An 18,147-nucleotide genomic window follows, 5' to 3' on the forward strand; every position below is an offset into this window, starting at 1 on the left:
GATAGATTGTATACTGCCAACTGCAAACTGGCAACTGAAAAAATATGGATTTAAAAGATAAATTGATTTCCTCTTTTATGGCGTTTGAGAACAACGTGGATGTTGAGCATCCGGTACACGATGTTCGTATGGCGGCTATAAAAAACTTTGAGGAAAAAGGGTTTCCTTCTAAAAAGGAAGAGGCTTGGAAGTATACGTCATTAAATAATATTCAGAAAATAGATTTCAGCATATTCCCAAAAGAGGACAATGCGTTGGAATATAAAGATGTAAAACGCTATTTTATTCACGAGATCGATACGTATAAGATTGTTTTCGTTGATGGTATTTACAGCTCTTACTTATCTGAGACTACACATGATGGCGTAGATATTTGCTTAATGAGTGCTGCGCTTACAAAGCCAATGTACAAGCAGGTAATTGATGTGTATTTTAATAAAATAGCATCTAAGGATGAGTCGTTAACGTCATTAAACACTGCATTTAGTAGAGAAGGGGCATATATCTACATTCCGCAGAATAAAATGCCTAAAAAACCAATTGAGATTTTACATTTCTCTACCGGTAATGAGGCTTCTTTATTATTACAACCAAGAAATTTAATTGTTGTAGAAGAAAATGCCGAGGTTCAGATTATTGAACGCCACCAAAGTTTAACTACAAATGAAGTGCTTACTAATGCAGTTACCGAGATATTCGCTGCAAAGAGTGCTATCGTAGATTTCTATAAAATACAAAATGATGCTCCTACGGCTTCATTGATAGATAACACCTACATTGACCAGAAAGATAAAAGTCATGTTAAGGTTCATACGTTCTCTTTTGGCGGTAAATTGACCCGTAACAACCTTAATTTCTATCAAAATGGGGAGTTCATAGACTCTACCATGAAAGGTGTTACTATTTTAGGAGAAAAGCAGCATGTAGATCATCATACTTTAGTGCATCATATTGAGCCTAACTGTGAAAGTCATCAAGATTACAAAGGTATTTATGGAGATAGTTCTACGGGTGTTTTTAACGGTAAGATCATCGTTGATAAAATAGCGCAGAAAACAAATGCTTTTCAGCAGAACAATAATATATTGATCAGTGATAAGGCTAGCATCAATACAAAACCGCAATTAGAGATTTTTGCAGATGATGTAAAATGTTCTCACGGTTGTACCATTGGCCAGTTAGATGAAGATGCGTTGTTCTACCTACAATCTAGAGGTATTCCACAGAAAGAAGCAAGAGCATTATTAATGTATGCCTTTGCAAACAACGTATTGTCCTCTGTTCGTATTCCTGAACTAAAGACTAGAATAAATAAATTGATTGCTAAGAAACTAGGGGTAAACCTTGGGTTTGATTTGTAAGATATTTTAAGTGAGAGATGTATATAAAGGATAGTTATTTAGATAGCTATCCTTTTTTATTTTAATCCGATGTAGAAGTAAATTAGAATTCAATAATATTTGTTTTCATTATCGGGTATCTTTGTATATAAGAAGATTGACTATGTTAGATATTAAAAAAATAAGAGAAGATTTTCCAATTCTAAAGCGCGAGGTAAATGGTAAGCCATTGGTCTATTTGGACAATGCCGCTACATCGCAAACTCCGCAGCAGGTAATAGATGCTATTGTAGATTATTATCAGAACTACAATGCCAATATTCACCGTGGGGTGCATACGCTTTCTCAAGAGGCTACGGATAAATACGAGCAGGCTAGAATTAAGATTCAAAAGCATTTCAATGCCGCTAAATCTTATGAGATTATTTATACTTCTGGTACTACCCATAGTATAAATCTTGTTGCCAACGGATTCTCTGCTTTGATTAAGGAAGGAGATGAGGTTTTGGTATCTGCAATGGAACATCATTCTAATATTGTACCGTGGCAAATGCTATGTGAGCGTACAGGTGCTGTTTTAAAAGTAATTCCCATGAATGAAGAAGGTGAATTACGTATAGATGTTTATGATGAGCTTCTTGGTGATAAAACAAAATTGGTTTTCTGTAATCACATTTCAAATGCTTTAGGTACTATTAATCCTATTGAAGAAATCATTGAAAAGGCGCATGAGGTTGGTGCTGCAGTTTTAATTGATGGAGCGCAAGCCGCTCCGCATTTAGTGGCCGATGTACAGGCTTTAGATGTTGATTTTTATACCTGTTCCGCTCATAAAATATGTGGACCAACGGGTGTTGGTATGTTATATGGTAAAGAGGAGTGGTTAAATAAATTACCACCGTACCAGGGTGGTGGTGAAATGATAGCTGAGGTTACTTTTGAGAAAACGACCTATGCAGATCTGCCTCATAAATTTGAAGCTGGTACACCAAATATCTGTGGTGGTATCGCTTTTGGTGCTGCACTAGATTATATGAATGCTATTGGCTTTGAGGAAATTGCCAAGTACGAGCATGAGTTATTAGCATATGCTACACAAGAGTTATTAAAAATAGACGGACTCAAAATTTACGGGACGGCAGAAAATAAAACTTCTGTTATTTCATTTAATATAGAAGGCGTTCACCCATATGATATGGGTAGTATTTTAGATAAGCTGGGTATTGCGGTACGTACAGGGCACCATTGTGCGCAACCTATAATGGACTTTTTTAAAATACCGGGTACCGTACGTGCTAGTTTTGCTTTTTACAATACAAGGGAAGAGGTAGATGTACTTATCGCTGGTGTGTTAAAAGCTAAAAGCATGTTATTGTAACACAAAGTTTCACAGGTAATGTTAAGGTTTGAAATCCTTCAATTGTTATCGTATTTTTGCATAAAATAAAGCAATGGAAATTAAAGAGATACAAGAAGAGATTATAGACGAATTTTCCATGTTCGATGATTGGATGCAACGGTATGAGTATATGATCGAATTGGGGAAGTCGTTACCATTGATCAAAGAAGAATTTAAGACAGATGATAACATTATTAAAGGTTGTCAAAGTAAGGTTTGGGTTCATGCCGAACTAGAAGAGAACAAATTAGTTTTTACGGCAGATAGCGATGCTATTATAACCAAAGGTATTATTGCCATTCTAATACGTGCTTTTAGTAACCAGAAACCACAAGATATTTTAGATGCTGATACGCAGTTTATTGATGAAATTGGACTAAAAGAGCATTTATCGCCTACGCGGGCAAACGGTTTGGTAAGTATGATCAAACAATTAAAGTTATACGCAGTAGCGTATCAAACACAAATTGAAGACTAGAAGATTATGAGTGATGAAAATATAGCTGAGGACAGCGCAGAATTAGGAGAGAAAATCGTTAAGATTTTAAAGACTATCTATGATCCAGAAATTCCTGTAGATATCTATGAATTAGGGTTGATCTATGATGTTTTGGTGAATGAAGATAATGAGGTAAAGATTTTAATGACGCTTACATCTCCAAACTGCCCTGTAGCTGAAAGTTTACCTGCAGAAGTAGAAGAGAAGGTAAAGTCTTTGGACGCTATCAAAGATGCTGAAGTAGAAATTACTTTTGATCCTCCGTGGACACAAGATTTAATGAGCGAAGAAGCAAAATTAGAATTAGGCCTTCTTTAAAAATCAAAATTTCATGCCGATTTAAAAGATGCTATTATGCAAGATGAAATCGTAAATAAGGTTGCCCAGAGCAAACTGATTACTTTTAACCTAGAAGACTATTATCCAAAGGGAGAAAGAGTAGTGTTAGATATTAAAGATTGGCTTTTTGAAGGATTTATACTAAAGGAAAAAGAATTCAGGGCTTTTGTAGACGCTCATGACTGGTCTCAATATGAAGGCGCTTATGTGGCTATGCAATGTTCTACCGATGCCATTGTACCGGGCTGGGCTTATTTATTGTTAAGTGTAAAGCTAAGCGGTATTGCTAAAAAGGCAATTCAAGGGAGTTTGGTAGATTTGGAATCTAGTATTTACCAATCTATTATTGAAGATATAGACGTTTCCGAATACCAAGATAAGTTGATTATAATAAAAGGATGTAGTAAAAAACCTGTGCCTACCAATGCATATCTGTTTCTTGCAGAGCGTTTAAAGCCGGTTGCAAAGTCTATTATGTATGGGGAAGCGTGCTCATCTGTGCCGCTATACAAAAGAAAATAACATAATCGAATTTATAGAAGTTGTGCAGTATTACTACCTTTGCGCCACTATAAACTATAAACATTAAGTATTATGAAGAAAATTGTATTAACGCTAGCATTTGCGTTTGTTGCAGTGGTTGGTTTTTCTCAAACAGAAGAGGAATTAAAAGGTCAATTAAGTGCAACTAAAGATTCTATCGCCGCTATTAAAGGAAGGGCGGACGCTATTAAGAGTAAAATAGATGCATTGCCAGGTTGGAAAAAAGGAGCGTTTGGTACTATAGGTGCTAACTTAAGTAGCTTTAATAATTGGTACGGTCAAGGTACTCCAGACTTGGCTTCCGGTAACATAGGTATAACAGTCAATGCTTTTGCTAATTTGAACGAAGAGAAATTCTTTTGGAGGAATTCTGGAAACATTAATTTAGGCTGGGTAAAGTTCGATGATAAGAACGATGATACCGATGATGATAGCTTTAAAAAAGGAACTGATGTATTTAGTATTACATCACTTTACGGTAGAAAGCTTGGCAAGAACTGGGCTGTTTCAGGTTTAGCTGAATATAGAACTACAATTCTAGATAACTTTAACGACCCTGGTTATCTTGACTTAGGTGTTGGTGCAACTTGGACGCCTATTACAGATTTAGTAGTGGTCATTCATCCATTAAACTATAATTTCGTATTCAGTGATAATGATACAGTTTTCGAATCTTCTTTAGGTGCTAAAATTGTTGCTGATTATACTAAGAAATTTGGTGCGGTTAATTTTAAAACGAATCTTTCTATGTTTCAAAGCTACAAAAGCGGTGACTTTTCTAACCTAACATGGATCAATTCCTTTGGCTATACTTTGTGGAACGGTATTGGTTTAGGTTTTGAATTTGGTTTACGTGATAATAAACAAGAAGCTTTAAACTTTGCTTTGGTAGATACACCTACCGAAACATTTGATACGGTTGACAATAAGTTACAGACATACTTCTTAGTTGGTCTTAACTATGCTTTCTAAGTTGTAGCATAAAATATACAAGATTGGTAAAAAGAAAGCCCTCTATTTAGAGGGCTTTCTTCGGTTAAGTAATTATCGTAAAATTTGGGATTTTACTTGATAATCAAGATTTTAATGTTCCAAGGTTTGCGTCGAAATCTATATAGAACTTTCAATTCAATACGTTGCGGGTTTACCGCAAGGTTGTTTACTTTTTAGTGTTCGTAAGTTACATATCAATTTGGGGTCAACACATCTCTTAAGTACATTGTAAAATTAATGCATATGTTCTTGTAGCATACAATTTATGTTGTGAATACAACCTAGGTTGTGGTGAGAATTACCATTGGCATAATTTCATCGATGAATTGCATCAATTCAATTATAATTGGTATTTAATACTCGTCTAAATGCTCTGGATAAAGAAAGTTGTTATATGGAAAACGTGTAACGTGAATATCTCTTACCTCATCATAAACACGTTTTCTAAATTCGTCTAAATTTTCTTTGTTTAAAGCGGAAATAAAAATAGCACGGTCTCCCACTTTTTCCATCCAAGTCTGTTTCCAATCATTAATGGTAAAATGTCTTCCGGTACGTTCGGTAACTAAATCATCATCATCAATAGTTTCGTGTTCGTATTGATCGATCTTATTAAAGATCATGATGCTTTTTTTATCTGAACTTTTAATTTCTGATAATATCTGATTTACAGATGCTATATGTTCTTCAAACTGAGGATGAGAGATGTCTACTACGTGTAATAATAAATCTGCCTCCCGCACTTCATCTAAAGTGCTTTTAAAACTTTCCACTAATTGCGTAGGTAGTTTTCTAATGAATCCTACGGTATCACTTAACAAGAATGGTAAATTACCTATTACCACCTTTCTCACTGTAGTATCTAGTGTAGCAAACAGTTTGTTCTCGGCGAAAACATCACTCTTACTTATTACGTTCATTAGGGTAGACTTACCAACATTGGTGTATCCAACCAAAGCCACACGAACTAAAGCACCACGGTTACCTCTTTGGGTTTCCATTTGGCGATCAATTTTTTTCAGCTTCTTTTTAAGTAAGGTAATACGATCACGTACAATACGTCTATCTGTTTCAATTTCCGTTTCTCCAGGTCCACGCATACCAATCCCCCCTTTTTGTCGCTCTAGGTGTGTCCATAATCCGGTTAGTCTTGGTAGCAGGTATTCGTATTGCGCAAGTTCAACCTGTGTTCTGGCATAACTTGTTTGTGCGCGTTGTGCAAAGATGTCCAATATTAACGAGGTACGATCAATTATTTTACATTGCAATTGTTTTTCAATATTACGTTGTTGACCAGGGGTAAGCTCATCATCAAAAATAACAGAACCTATTTTGTGCTGCTCTACGTAACGTTCTACCTCTTCCATTTTACCACTTCCTATGAGGGTCTTTGGGTTGGGCACGTCCATACGTTGAACAAACCGTTTGGTAACTTTACCACCTGCCGTATAAGTAAGGAACTCTAGTTCATCTAGATACTCACTTACTTTATCTTCATTTTGCTCCTTATTGATAACACCAATAAGAACCGCTTTCTCATAATCTATACTTTTCTTTTCTATCATAATACCGTAAAGTGCAAAATTAAGCAATTACCGATAAGCTATTTCGTATTTTTATTGACTTGATAATAGAGTTTACATACGCTCAAGAATTTTTGGATCGTTCAAGTTATTTGTCCAGAACTCCTTATAGATGTGCTTTTATGTAATTACCATTAAAAATATTCATGCGATTTCCATTCTTTAAAAAAAAGTCAAAAAAACAACGCTATACGGTTGCGTTTTACAATTTAGAAAATCTATTTGATCCAGAACGTAATACTAAGATTTTGGACAAAGATTATACACCAAATGGAACAAAAAAATGGACGGTAGAAAGATATCAACGTAAATTGAATAAACTTTCTAAGACTATTGTTAAGATTGGCGCAGAAGATCATCCCTATCCTCCGGCATTAATAGGGGTGGCTGAAGCTGAAAATAATAGTGTTTTTAAAGCATTGTTAGATACGGATGCTTTAGATGATTTGGATTATGGCTTTGTACATTACGATTCGCCCGATGAACGAGGTATAGATACAGGTCTCATTTATCGAAAAAAGTTTTTTAATGTATTGCACTCAGAGCCATTTACACTATTGGTCGATAATGCTGGTGGAGTTAGAGATACTACAAGAGATATTCTATATGTAAAGGGTGAATTAAATAAGGAATTAGTTCATGTGTTTGTAAATCATTGGCCGTCTAGAAGAGATGGTGGTGTAGAGACAGAGTACAAACGGGTTATTGCCGCAAACGAGATTGTTCAGAAAATTGAAATAATCAAAGAAACCGAACTAGATCCCAATATTATTGTCATGGGCGATTTCAACGATGACCCTTCCTCAAAAAGTATGCAGATTTTAAAAGATGATGCCTCTCTGTTTAATCCGTTTGAAACGTTGCATATACCACATAGTAAAGGATCTTCTGTTTATGGTAATAAATGGAATATGTTTGATCAAATTTTGGTGTCCAATTCTTTTTTTAACTACCAGAAGAATACACATAGTTTTGATAGTGCTGCTGTTTACGATCACACATCCTTGAAGGAGAAAAAGGGGAAATATAAAGGTTCCCCCTACAGGACTTTTGTCTCTGATCGGTATTTGGGCGGGTATAGCGATCATTTTCCGGTATATACTATGTTTTCTTTTAATTCTTAAAAGCCTTTTAATAGAAAGAAAAATCCTACACATCATAAATTGATGTTTTCACAACAGGTTCAACGTAATGTCTAGGTAATTCATCGAATAAAAGTGTTCATTCATCGAACCCTTCGTTTGGTTTATATATTTGTAGTCCAAATCTTACAATCATAACCAAGCGATGAATACCTACAATTCTACCTACCGTGCAAGTGGTATCTTAATGATACTAGTTTTTATGTTCTCAGCAGTGAATATAGTAAAGGGACAAACTTCTAAAGAGCGTTTAAAAATCGCAGCTAATGATAAAAGAATTGAACTAGCGACCTTTAGATCTAACTTGGTTTCTGAGTATGCCATTGAAAGAACGCATCTTCAAAAAGTAGCGAAGTTGAATAATTGGAAAATTAAGGAAACCTTGGCCAACGGTAAAAAAATTGAATTGCAAGGTATTGGTGCAGATGGTAGTCCGCTATATTATGAAACCTATTCTGATCAAGCCGGTTTGGTTTCTAGGGCAAGTACCTTGAATACAGATGGGTTAATGGGGTTGAATTTAGATGGTGATGGAATGAAAGTTGGAGTTTGGGATGCCGGTGTTGCCTTAGAAAACCATATTGAGTATGCATCTAGAGTATCTATTGGTGATGAGAATGCTGAAATTGATACACATGCAACCCATGTTACTGGAAGTATTATTTCTACAGGCCTTAAAAAAGATGCTAAAGGTGTGGCAAATAAGGCTAGTGTAGTATCTCATGACTGGACCCGAGATAAAATAGAGGTAACCAAGGCTGCGGCCGAAGGACTTCTTTTATCTAACCATTCTTATGGTATTAAAGCTAGTCGTGTGCCAGATTGGTATTTTGGAGCATACACAAAAGTTGCTCAAGATTGGGACAAGATTATGTATAATGCTCCTTATTACTTAATGGTTACCGCAGCTGGTAACGCTCAGAAGAGTAGAAATAATGAAACGCCAACGTATGGTAAAACAGCTGATGGATTTGATGTCCTGTTAGGTTTTACCATTGCTAAAAACAATATTACCGTTGCGGGTGCAAATTCTAAGATCGATGGAAATGGAAATTTAAAAAATGCAGAGGTTTCTACCTACAGTAGTTTTGGTCCCGTAGATGATGGGAGAATTAAGCCAGACTTAGCTGGAAATGGTGGTACTGTACTATCTACAGATGCCGCTAGCAATACAAGTTATGACACTTCTTCAGGAACTTCAATGGCTACCCCTGGTGTTACGGGTTCACTTTTGTTGTTACAACAGTACCATTATGAATTATATGGCGAATATATGAAAGCTGCTACCCTAAAAGGTTTGGCTTTGCACACTGCAGATGATATAAAGGCTGTAGGTCCTGATTATAAAATGGGATGGGGAATCATGAATTCTAAAAGCGCAGCCGAGTTACTTAATAATAAGGGTTTTAGCAGTCATGTGTCTGAAGAGACGTTGCAAAATGGGTCGTCTTATTCTTTTGAGGTGACTGCAGCAGGAAATGAAACGTTGATGGCTTCAATTTCTTGGACAGATGTAGAGTCTAGTTTTACCAATACCGGTGAACTGAACAACACAACTGCTGCCTTGGTAAATGACCTTGATATTAGAATTACTAAGGACGGACAAACTTTTTTACCTTGGAAATTGAATCCTGCAAAGGCTACCAGTGATGCTACTAAAGGGGATAATAAAGTAGATCCTTTTGAAAGAGTTGAAATACCTAATGCAAAGGGTACGTATACCATTACGGTTACCCATAAAGGAGAGTTAGTAAATACTATGCAAGATTTTTCATTGATCGTTTCTGGTGTTGCTATGACCACTTGTTCTATAAATGCCCCAGAAGTAAGCCTTGATGACGCAGAAATGTCTAATGTGACATTATCTTGGAATGCCTCAGAAGATGCACTTTATGAAATTCAGTATAAAGCTGTAAACCAGAAAAATTGGGCTACAGAATATATTTCTGTAAATAATTTTAGCTGGAAAGGTTTGGTGTTAGATACTATGTATTCTTTTAGGCTAAGAACATTCTGTTCTCAAAACATAGCTTCTGAGTTTAGTGAAGTAGCTACGTTTACCTTTAAAGGTGAAGAGACAGAATTAGAGACCTTACATACCTTAAATGCAGATGCTAAGATTCCGTTCAAGGTGTATCCAAATCCTGCGGTAGATGAAATTCAATTGAATGTGAAAACTTCTGAAAACGCTACCTATAGAATAATGAGTACAAGCGGTGTAGCATTAAAGATGGATAAAGCTTCAGATTCTAGAATCAATGTATCTGATTTGCCTTCTGGTTTATATGTATTACAAATTCAGGATGCCAATGTAAACAAAAGTGCAAAGTTCTATAAGTATTAAAAAAAACTATTTAATTCTCCTGGACTGTGTAGTAAAGGATAGGCCTTGTTGACCCACGGTAGAATTCATTACGCCTTCAAACAATGGCTCAGGACAATCTTTTGGTGCATGCCATTCAAATATAAAGTTAGAACCGGTACCGCCTTCAACGTCCATTTCATCTATGATGATTTCAGCAGTTTCTAAAGGAGCCAAATAAATAGGGTGGCTAAAGTAATTCCTCAATGATACGCCATGTGTGTCAAAATACTCAGCCTTTGTTAGGTATATGGTATCTGCATCACTGGTGTTGCGTAAGCTTACCATAGCTGTTAAATTATGGGTCTTATGCTCAGAACTGCTGTAAATTTGAGAATAGATAGATAAATAAGACTTCCCGTACGATAAGGAATCTTTAGCAGGGACGGTCGCTTTTCTTTTCGTCCAGTTTTCAGGATGTATAGAACTTATTTCCTTCTCTTGCACACAACTGGCGAACAGGGCAAATACAGCAAATAGTAAAATGACTTTTTTCATAAATATGGTCCGTTTAGAACAAATGGTGGTAATAACAAAATTAAACCATTAGTCCTGTTTTTATATCTGCAGATGCTAATTTTAACATGAAGCTATTCATAAACTATATTCTTTACCTCCTGATCAGTCAATAGATTTTGATTTCGTAGTCTTAAATACACTTGGGCAGTGGTGAGGACATCTAACTCGCAATAGGTAACAATGCGCTCTAAATTGTTTTCTTCATAGTATACCACACGCACCATACTGCCGTCAATATCTTCTTTTGGCGAAGGTATACCTAATACATGTGCCATTAGTTTTAAGGACGTATAATGCTTATAATCTCCAAACTTCCACAGCTCCATCGTATCTATATGTGGAACTTCCCATGGTTTTTTACCAAACAGGTCTAGTTTATGAGGTAATGATATGCCGTGTATGATCATACGGCGTGCTATATAGGGGAAATCAAATTCCTTGCCGTTATGTGCACAAAGTACATGCTTGGTATGATTGAAATGCTCGTCCAATACCTCTTTAAATTCTTGGAGCAATGTGGCTTCTTCACCGTGAAATGTGGTGATTCTAAAACTACGCATCTCTTTTTGAAATGTAAAGTAGCCTACAGAAATACAGATGATTTTACCGAACTCTGCCCATATTCCCGCACGCTCATAAAACTCTTCTGCGGTAGTATCATTTTTACGTTGGTATTGAGATTTGTGTGCCCACAGTTCTTTTGTAGTTTCATCAAGTTGATCAAACGAGCTCTTTTCAGGTACGGTTTCTATATCTAAAAACAAGATATTTTCAAGATGTATTTTGTCTGGCATAGAAAGGTAAGATACTAATAAGTAGTAAATTATGGTAATTTTGCTATTTTGAAAAATTCAATTTAATCTCACATCACATTTAAAATGTGAGAAGGTTTTAGATGTTTTAAAGGATAATAAGGGTGCGTTTTAACAGAAAAGATGTGAAGAATAGCGAGAGCATACTAAAAATAACGAACCGACTAAAAGGTTTGTTTTTTACTGTTAGAATGAAATGAGATCTATTGAAATTAGCGACAGTAATTGCAATTATATAGACGAAGTGCAACTAGGGTTGAGTTAAATGGATGTTTTAAGTACTTAACAAACCAAGTGGTTTGTTTTTGCTTTAGTAGAGTAGTGGTTTTTATCGAAACTATACTTCTTATAATTGTGGGAAGCGTTTGCTTATTTTGATATTTATGGTAATGAATTAGGTGATAATTCTTGAATACAACCCTAGATAAAATAACTAGAAGTAAACTTGTTTGAATATTTCTTTTAATGCTTAATAAAAGAAATATTCAATAATAGCTACAGCCCCAATCATCAATAATATGGTTAAAATACGTGCACCGTTTAATAGTTTTCCTTTTTTAAATTTAGGAATGTAGATAAAGTGATCTATGAGTAAAAATACTGGGATAATGGCCAAGGCGGTATAAAGTCCTGAAAAAACTATATATAATTCTATAAAAGATTGGTCTAGTTCTTTACATACTGTAGCCTTTAAATATTTTAATGCCAGAATTAAAGCGTAGATAGTTATTGACCATGATAGGATATAAACGGTGATTTTAAAAATTTTTCTCATAATAACGTATTAACTCGAAATCAGTATTATTGCTTAAGGCTTATGTATTCGCGGGTATTAAGTCTGCATGGAGTTCCTCGTTTTTAGAGTTGCTTGAATCGTCTATTAAGTTAATTTTATATTGTCCTTTCTCGGCAAGAAAAGAAAATAATTTCATTCTCCCTTTTTTAAAACCGTTAATATGGGTTCTCATAATCGTTAACTTTAGGGGTATTTTTTCTCCCGTATGTATATTAACGAAAGTAGATTTGAACCGGTGTATAGGATTTTTTTTAAAATAATTCTCCGCTGTGTGGGCAGTTGCAAATTTTCCCGATTCAATTACTTTAAATGTTTTTTTTGTTCATACGAAAGTGCCTTAATAACGGGTGAAGCAATCTTTTTTCTAACTTAGGGCTATGGGCTGCACTGCTGCTATCTCCAATAAACTGGATATTTTCTTTTTTTACTAATATTATTAAAAATAAGTGCTATAACAGTAATTACCAAAGCTCCTGTGAATACAGGGTTAATTAAAAACATCAAAGATTCAGCTCCAAGAATTACAACAATGGGGTTGGCTCCTGCTGGTGGATGCGTTGTTCCTGTCAGTTGCATTACAAATATGGCTAGACCTACCCCTAAAGCTAAGGAGTACCATTCATTACCGAACAAATAAAAACAAAGCAAACCAACTAAGGCCGCTACCAAATGTCCGCCTATAATATTTCTAGGTTGGGCCAGTGGACTATTGGGTACACCAAAGGCTAAAACACAAGTGGCTCCGAAAGGTGCCATCAAAAAAGGATGGTCTGTATAATATGTTAATAACGAAACAGCGGTTATTGCTAAAAAACCACCTAAGCCTGAATAGCTGGAAAACTGAAATCCTAAAGATTTGGGGCTTGTTTCCTTAGTTTTTAGTTTTGACAGGTAATATTTCATAAGATATTAGATTTTAAATAAGTAATAGTTGTATCTATAATTGTTTGATTTCTGAATATTTGACTCTCGGTAAGGCAAGATTCAAACAACATATATACCAAAAAGGAGGTCTGTTTATCTTTAATGATTTCATGGAAAAAGTGTTGTAGTTCAAGTTTGTGATTCTTTATAATTTGATAAGAATCAATGTTGTTATACTTTAATTCAGACAACATATTTAAGAAAACACATCCTCCAAAGTTTTCTTGATCATTCATAAATTTCAAGTATTCAAATGATTTGATAATTTTTTCTTCAGAAGTATTAGAATTAATTACAAAGCTTTGTAGTCCTTGAAACCAATTTAGGTGGCGTTGACTCAGATATTCCGTTGCTAACAAATGTTTAGATGTAAAATGATCATAAAAACTTGCTTTTGCCACATTGGAATCTCTAATGATTTGATTGACTCCTGTTGAATTGAATCCTTGTTCTCTAAAAAGATTTGAGGCTACCTCTAAAACTCTTTCTTTTGGATTTGTTTTTTTCACAAGGCAAAGATAATATTAAAAACAGAACATTCTGTCTGTTTTTATGTAAAAAAATTTAAATTGTATTTTTCATGAATACAGAATGTGGTTATTAATGGTGGCTATATATGTAGCCTGGCCCTTTTTAGGATAGTTATAATTCGCCAAAAAATTGTTAGAGATGGTTACCTTGGTTATAGGATATTATCTTGGCATAAGTTAATAAACCGCCGTATACCTGCCCGTTCTATTCAGGCGGGAGAGACTCGTACGTACGGTGTTCTGAGGGAGTATATTCCGTCATTTTATGGCGGAGCTAACTTCTCTATTCGCGGTAGGTTTATTTTATCTTTATTTCTTTAACTAAAGAAGTGATAGGTATGGCATAAACGTTTCCGTTGTTAAGTAAGAAAAGCACATCTTTCGTTTTTCCGATTAATTTTCCTGATTTAATTTCATTGTCTGCTAATTTTATTGAAATATTATTCTGATTACTTATTTTATTCTTTGTGTATTTTCCATAATAATCGGCTGACAGATATAAATAAAGGAAGAAACTTATGATAAAAAGTACAATTCTGTATGTTTTATACCAAGATTTATTATCAGGTACAAAGTTTGCTTTTGCGTAAGATTTAGGCCATTTGTTTTTCCACAAAGTGTCCAGTTTAATTAATATAGAAACAAATAAAATGGATGCCGTAGCAAAAAATAGTATATAAAAATCAGAAAAAGGCGCAATTAGAAAATCAAATACATCTGAATAATTAAATATGTTTATGTCAAATTCTGAATATTTTTGGTAATTAAAAAGCATGCCTATTCCAACAGCAATAATATATGAAGCAGTTATAACTGTTTGTATTTCCTTTATGATTAATTCATAAGTATCTTTTATTAAACCTTCTCTCATTTGTATCTATTAATCAGTAAGTTGTCTTATTTGTGGCATCCCAAAAGGTACTACGCACTATTCACATGGTGTGTGCTCACCATGGGTATCTTTTATTTACTGCAAAGTAGATAATTAATGCAAAGGGTGCAATTTCATATCCAAATCTGTTCTATCATTGAAAATAGGGATATAAATTGGTCTAACTGTATTTAGACTTTATAGACTGTATAACAAGAGGCGAGGAAAATGCCCTTGACCTACTCAACTGGTAGTGGTTACTTTTTTAATTCCATATGTAACATTGGATATGGTTTTCCGAAAGAATCCAATTCAGAGCGTTTAAGAGTTTCAAATCCGCAATGTTTGTAAAACCCAACTGCTTGTTCATTTTGTTCGTTTACATCAACTTTTGTTACACCTAAGTGGTCAATTGAATAATCTAATAGTGTTTTTCCAATACTTTTCCCTCTATATTCCGGGTGTATAAATAATATCTCCAAGTTGTGATCGGCTACTCCAAGAAAACCAACTATTTTTTTGTCATTATTCCTTATACACCTTAATTCGACTGCATCTAAATAAGTATTTAAAATAAGTGGTTTAAAATATTCAATATCTTGCTCTTTTAGGAAGTCATGCGTTGCTCTAACTGAAGATTCCCAAAGTTCAACTACATCTTCATATTCTTTTTTCTCTATCTTATCTATATGGTTCGTCATTTATCTAGTTACTGCCAACGTTTATGTATAAGATCAGTTACGTATTTGGGTGTGAGGATTTTCCGTTGGAAAATTAAATGTAGCAAACACGCACTTTTCTATTGATTTAGTACTAAAATAAGCATTAATTATTCACATGGTGTGTGCTCAGCATGTGCATTAATTAACTACAAAAAAAAGTAGTTAATTGATCTAGAAGCTGCAAGTCTCTTAGGACTAGGGGTAACGCCCGGAACCATTAGTGAAGTGCAAGGTTGCTGGTGGTGAGGTCAGAACTGAAGGAAGCAGGACTACAAAGCTACTTGTTGCCTACGAACAAGAATAGTATATGAAATCCGTGCGTACGGTGGTGCGGGGAAGCACTACGTCATTTTATGGCGGAGCCATCCTACTCCATTGTGCTAGGTTATTTATTATTAGGCTTCAATTTTAGTATAGTATGCAACGCTTTATATAACTTATAATAGCCCGTCTTTTCTTCAAGTTCTTTATATCTTATTTTGATCTTCAAAAGATAAATGACTGTTCTTATCTTAATTTTTCATCAGATTAAGTAAAATAAAATTTTAATTTATGCTCTGATCAAATAGTTATTCTTTTATGATTAAAATCTTTTTAGCCTTGATCGGTATTGGTGTCCCATTACCGTAATCACCAATAATTTTTACCTTTTCGCCTACTTTTAATTCCTTGTATTCTTTTTCAAGATTTGGAATACTGATAACAGTTGTATATAAATCCCCAAAATCATTTTTTAAAGTAGCGGTATAACCATCTTTTCCAGGTTCAACTTTAGTAACAGTTAAAACCGCATAATCAGTATTTATACTATTTGTTCTATCCTGATTTTGTTTTTTCTTTACAAACTCTAATAAATAATTTCCATTTTGTAAAACCATTTTTTCTTCAGTCAATGTTTTAATTTGATAGGTTTCATCATCTGTAGATGAATTTCCATTTCCAATACTTTTAGCTGTAAGAATTAGTTTTGTTCCATCTAATTTCCACTTTTTATATAATAAGGTTGCCATATTATCAGAACTTGCTGTTCCATCTTTAAACAATGAAAAATGAAGTTTTGATTCTGATTGATCTAACCATGAACCTATTAATAGCTTTTCATTAATAAGGGTTACAGGTTTTTCTACTTTTTCTTTTTGAATGCTATTTTTAGCTTCTTTACAGGCACTTAATGCTATTAGTGCTATCAGCAAAAATTTTGATATTTTTTTAGTCATTGTTTTTTATTTATTAAAGGTCACGTTATAAAATATGGCTACGGATTAATATTAGCTTTAAGCGACATATTGTTGCACGTAATCAGGTGTTTTATCATCTCAAGATAAATGCAATTTATCAGCATTGTATAATTTGATTGCATTTTTAACTTCTTTTTTGGCATGAACCGTACTGGTATAGGTGTGATCAAGATAGTATGCATCTTTTAGAATACTGTTGACACTTTTAGTTAAGGTATTGTAGTAGCTAGTCCATTCGTCTTTCGCCTACAATCTCAAAAAGTACCTAACGTTCTAAAACAAACGCCCTAAAAGCGGTTCAGGGAAGCTTGCCCTGCCATTATGAATAAAAAGCATGGTTCAATAGTGATTAGCCTTTCTCCAATACACCTAAAATTTAGGTTCAGCTGTTAACATCGCATAAAAAAGCTCCTTAAAAAGCCTTATGTAGATAATGATTATCTCTATTGATAGGCTGGTGCAACGGTTACTTTTGTTGTACACCGCTTTTCATTATTTATTACATATTATTTTTACGGTAGTTTCTTGTCCGAAAAATATCAAGGGAACTTCCATTGTTAAGTTAGAATTGGTTACTCCCAATATTGTGTATGTTAGATTTTCATCCTTACTATTCACTACATTTATAATGTTTTCTTTCAAGGAATAAGTTCCTTTCAAACTATTATTAAGGTCATCTTTTGGAGTAAAAGAATAGTGTCCATCATTTTTAAACGTATAAAAGCCTTCAAAATTTTGGTCATAACCTACTAAACTCTCAATCTCCATTAAGTTGCTAATAGTAAAAAACTCCCCACTTCCGTCCTGTTTAGGTAGTAGTACTTTAGGATTTACGTTCATTGATTGACGATTCCATTTACCGCTCGTTAGAAGAATTTCCACTTCGGATTTCACGTTTTCATTTTCTTCTTTTGAACAGTTTGTCATCAGAAAAATAGTAAAAACTAACATTAAGTATTTCATAGTATATACCGCTATTATTTTTCAAAAGTTTTGCAAACGTAATTTTTTTTTGGGGATAAAAAAACAATAGTTTAAGATAGCAGAAAACCATTGGGGATTATTATTTGAGATTTCCCTGATCCATGATTTTTAGGTATGGCTAACAGCGTTGATCAAGGAAGTCTAAATTAGTCCGTACTTATTTTTATAAAGCACGATGAATTGACTTTTTAAAAAAAAATTACCGTGCTTGTAGCAAGTAGTTTTAACGTTTTGTGAGCGAGATCACAACGCAGAAAGCAAAACTACTTAGGGCATGTCCTTCCTTTTTGCTTTGCATAACATTGCTCCCGTAATGCTTGAAAAATAAAACCGATCAATAGCTTAAATTATATACAACGGACTTGTGTATGAAAAGTAGCGGTTTTATAAACCAACATTTTGGTTAAGCACAAGCTCTAAATTTATAAAAAGCCTAACACAGGGTAAGGTTTTCGCTTTCTATTGTGCTATTGATTTTATTTGCCCATTAGGGCATGGTTTTTTCGTCGCAGTAGTTAGTTTCTTTCGTAAAGGCTAGAAAGGGTGTAATG

Annotated in this window: 19 protein-coding genes; 8 read left to right on the forward strand and 11 right to left on the reverse strand. The window is 34.3% G+C overall.

Annotation, left to right across the window (positions count from 1 at the left end):
• Window positions 1-44 precede the first annotated feature (44 nt).
• From sufD to BW936_RS02800, 6 genes are all read left to right on the forward strand, one after another.
• Window positions 45-1,361, forward strand: a complete 1,317-nt coding sequence (sufD, locus tag BW936_RS02775; protein WP_076546788.1) for a Fe-S cluster assembly protein SufD — start codon at window positions 45-47, stop codon at window positions 1,359-1,361.
• Between the two features lie 142 nt (window positions 1,362-1,503).
• Window positions 1,504-2,718, forward strand: a complete 1,215-nt coding sequence (locus BW936_RS02780) for an aminotransferase class V-fold PLP-dependent enzyme (RefSeq protein WP_076546789.1) — start codon at window positions 1,504-1,506, stop codon at window positions 2,716-2,718.
• Window positions 2,719-2,791: 73 nt separating this feature from the next.
• Window positions 2,792-3,217: a SufE family protein gene (locus BW936_RS02785; RefSeq protein ID WP_076546790.1), complete on the forward strand. Its 426-nt coding sequence runs from the start codon at window positions 2,792-2,794 to the stop codon at window positions 3,215-3,217.
• Between the two features lie 6 nt (window positions 3,218-3,223).
• Window positions 3,224-3,556 (forward strand): SUF system Fe-S cluster assembly protein, encoded by a 333-nt coding sequence (locus BW936_RS02790; protein ID WP_036151130.1) that lies wholly within the window; start codon window positions 3,224-3,226, stop codon window positions 3,554-3,556.
• Window positions 3,557-3,592: 36 nt separating this feature from the next.
• Window positions 3,593-4,099, forward strand: coding sequence for a DUF2480 family protein (locus BW936_RS02795; RefSeq protein ID WP_076546791.1), 507 nt, complete (start codon window positions 3,593-3,595; stop codon window positions 4,097-4,099).
• Between the two features lie 72 nt (window positions 4,100-4,171).
• Window positions 4,172-5,092, forward strand: a complete 921-nt coding sequence (locus BW936_RS02800) for a DUF3078 domain-containing protein (RefSeq protein WP_076546792.1) — start codon at window positions 4,172-4,174, stop codon at window positions 5,090-5,092.
• A 374-nt stretch (window positions 5,093-5,466) separates the two neighbouring features.
• On the opposite strand, the gene hflX is transcribed toward BW936_RS02800, so the two are convergent.
• Window positions 5,467-6,678 carry a GTPase HflX gene (gene hflX, locus BW936_RS02805; RefSeq protein WP_076546793.1) on the reverse strand — a complete coding sequence of 404 codons (1,212 nt, stop codon included), beginning with the start codon at window positions 6,676-6,678 and terminating at the stop codon, window positions 5,467-5,469.
• 164 nt (window positions 6,679-6,842) lie between these two features.
• Between hflX and BW936_RS02810 the strand changes: the two genes are divergently transcribed.
• Window positions 6,843-7,820, forward strand: coding sequence for an endonuclease/exonuclease/phosphatase family protein (locus BW936_RS02810; protein ID WP_076546794.1), 978 nt, complete (start codon window positions 6,843-6,845; stop codon window positions 7,818-7,820).
• 163 nt (window positions 7,821-7,983) lie between these two features.
• Window positions 7,984-10,182, forward strand: a complete 2,199-nt coding sequence (locus BW936_RS02815) for a S8 family serine peptidase (protein ID WP_076546795.1) — start codon at window positions 7,984-7,986, stop codon at window positions 10,180-10,182.
• A gap of 6 nt (window positions 10,183-10,188) precedes the next feature.
• Here BW936_RS02815 and BW936_RS02820 read toward each other — a convergent pair whose 3' ends face one another.
• From BW936_RS02820 to BW936_RS02860, 10 genes are all read right to left on the reverse strand, one after another.
• A complete protein-coding gene (locus BW936_RS02820) occupies window positions 10,189-10,698 on the reverse strand; it encodes a DUF3124 domain-containing protein (protein ID WP_076546796.1) in 510 nt (169 codons plus the stop codon).
• 92 nt (window positions 10,699-10,790) lie between these two features.
• On the reverse strand, window positions 10,791-11,513 hold the full coding sequence (locus BW936_RS02825) for a 3'-5' exonuclease (RefSeq protein ID WP_076546797.1): 723 nt from the start codon (window positions 11,511-11,513) through the stop codon (window positions 10,791-10,793).
• A 487-nt stretch (window positions 11,514-12,000) separates the two neighbouring features.
• Complete coding sequence (locus BW936_RS02830) at window positions 12,001-12,306, reverse strand: hypothetical protein (RefSeq protein ID WP_076546798.1); 306 nt, start codon at window positions 12,304-12,306, stop codon at window positions 12,001-12,003.
• Window positions 12,307-12,346: 40 nt separating this feature from the next.
• Window positions 12,347-12,499 (reverse strand): hypothetical protein, encoded by a 153-nt coding sequence (locus BW936_RS19575; protein ID WP_159438994.1) that lies wholly within the window; start codon window positions 12,497-12,499, stop codon window positions 12,347-12,349.
• Between the two features lie 221 nt (window positions 12,500-12,720).
• On the reverse strand, window positions 12,721-13,230 hold the full coding sequence (locus BW936_RS02835; protein ID WP_076546799.1) for an HPP family protein: 510 nt from the start codon (window positions 13,228-13,230) through the stop codon (window positions 12,721-12,723).
• Entirely contained in the window at window positions 13,227-13,760 is a 534-nt protein-coding gene (locus BW936_RS02840; protein WP_076546800.1) for a TetR/AcrR family transcriptional regulator, read from the reverse strand. Before BW936_RS02840 ends, BW936_RS02835 begins: the two co-directional genes overlap by 4 nt.
• Before the next feature lie 319 nt (window positions 13,761-14,079).
• Entirely contained in the window at window positions 14,080-14,652 is a 573-nt protein-coding gene (locus tag BW936_RS19775) for a hypothetical protein (protein WP_076546801.1), read from the reverse strand.
• 257 nt (window positions 14,653-14,909) lie between these two features.
• Entirely contained in the window at window positions 14,910-15,353 is a 444-nt protein-coding gene (locus BW936_RS02850; RefSeq protein ID WP_076546802.1) for a GNAT family N-acetyltransferase, read from the reverse strand.
• Between the two features lie 590 nt (window positions 15,354-15,943).
• Complete coding sequence (locus BW936_RS02855) at window positions 15,944-16,591, reverse strand: lipocalin-like domain-containing protein (RefSeq protein ID WP_076546803.1); 648 nt, start codon at window positions 16,589-16,591, stop codon at window positions 15,944-15,946.
• A 513-nt stretch (window positions 16,592-17,104) separates the two neighbouring features.
• Window positions 17,105-17,539 carry a lipocalin family protein gene (locus tag BW936_RS02860; RefSeq protein WP_143744046.1) on the reverse strand — a complete coding sequence of 145 codons (435 nt, stop codon included), beginning with the start codon at window positions 17,537-17,539 and terminating at the stop codon, window positions 17,105-17,107.
• Between the last annotated feature and the right edge of the window lie 608 nt (window positions 17,540-18,147).

The organism is Maribacter ulvicola (assembly GCF_900155985.1).
GTDB classification, from domain to species: Bacteria; Bacteroidota; Bacteroidia; order Flavobacteriales; family Flavobacteriaceae; genus Maribacter; species Maribacter ulvicola.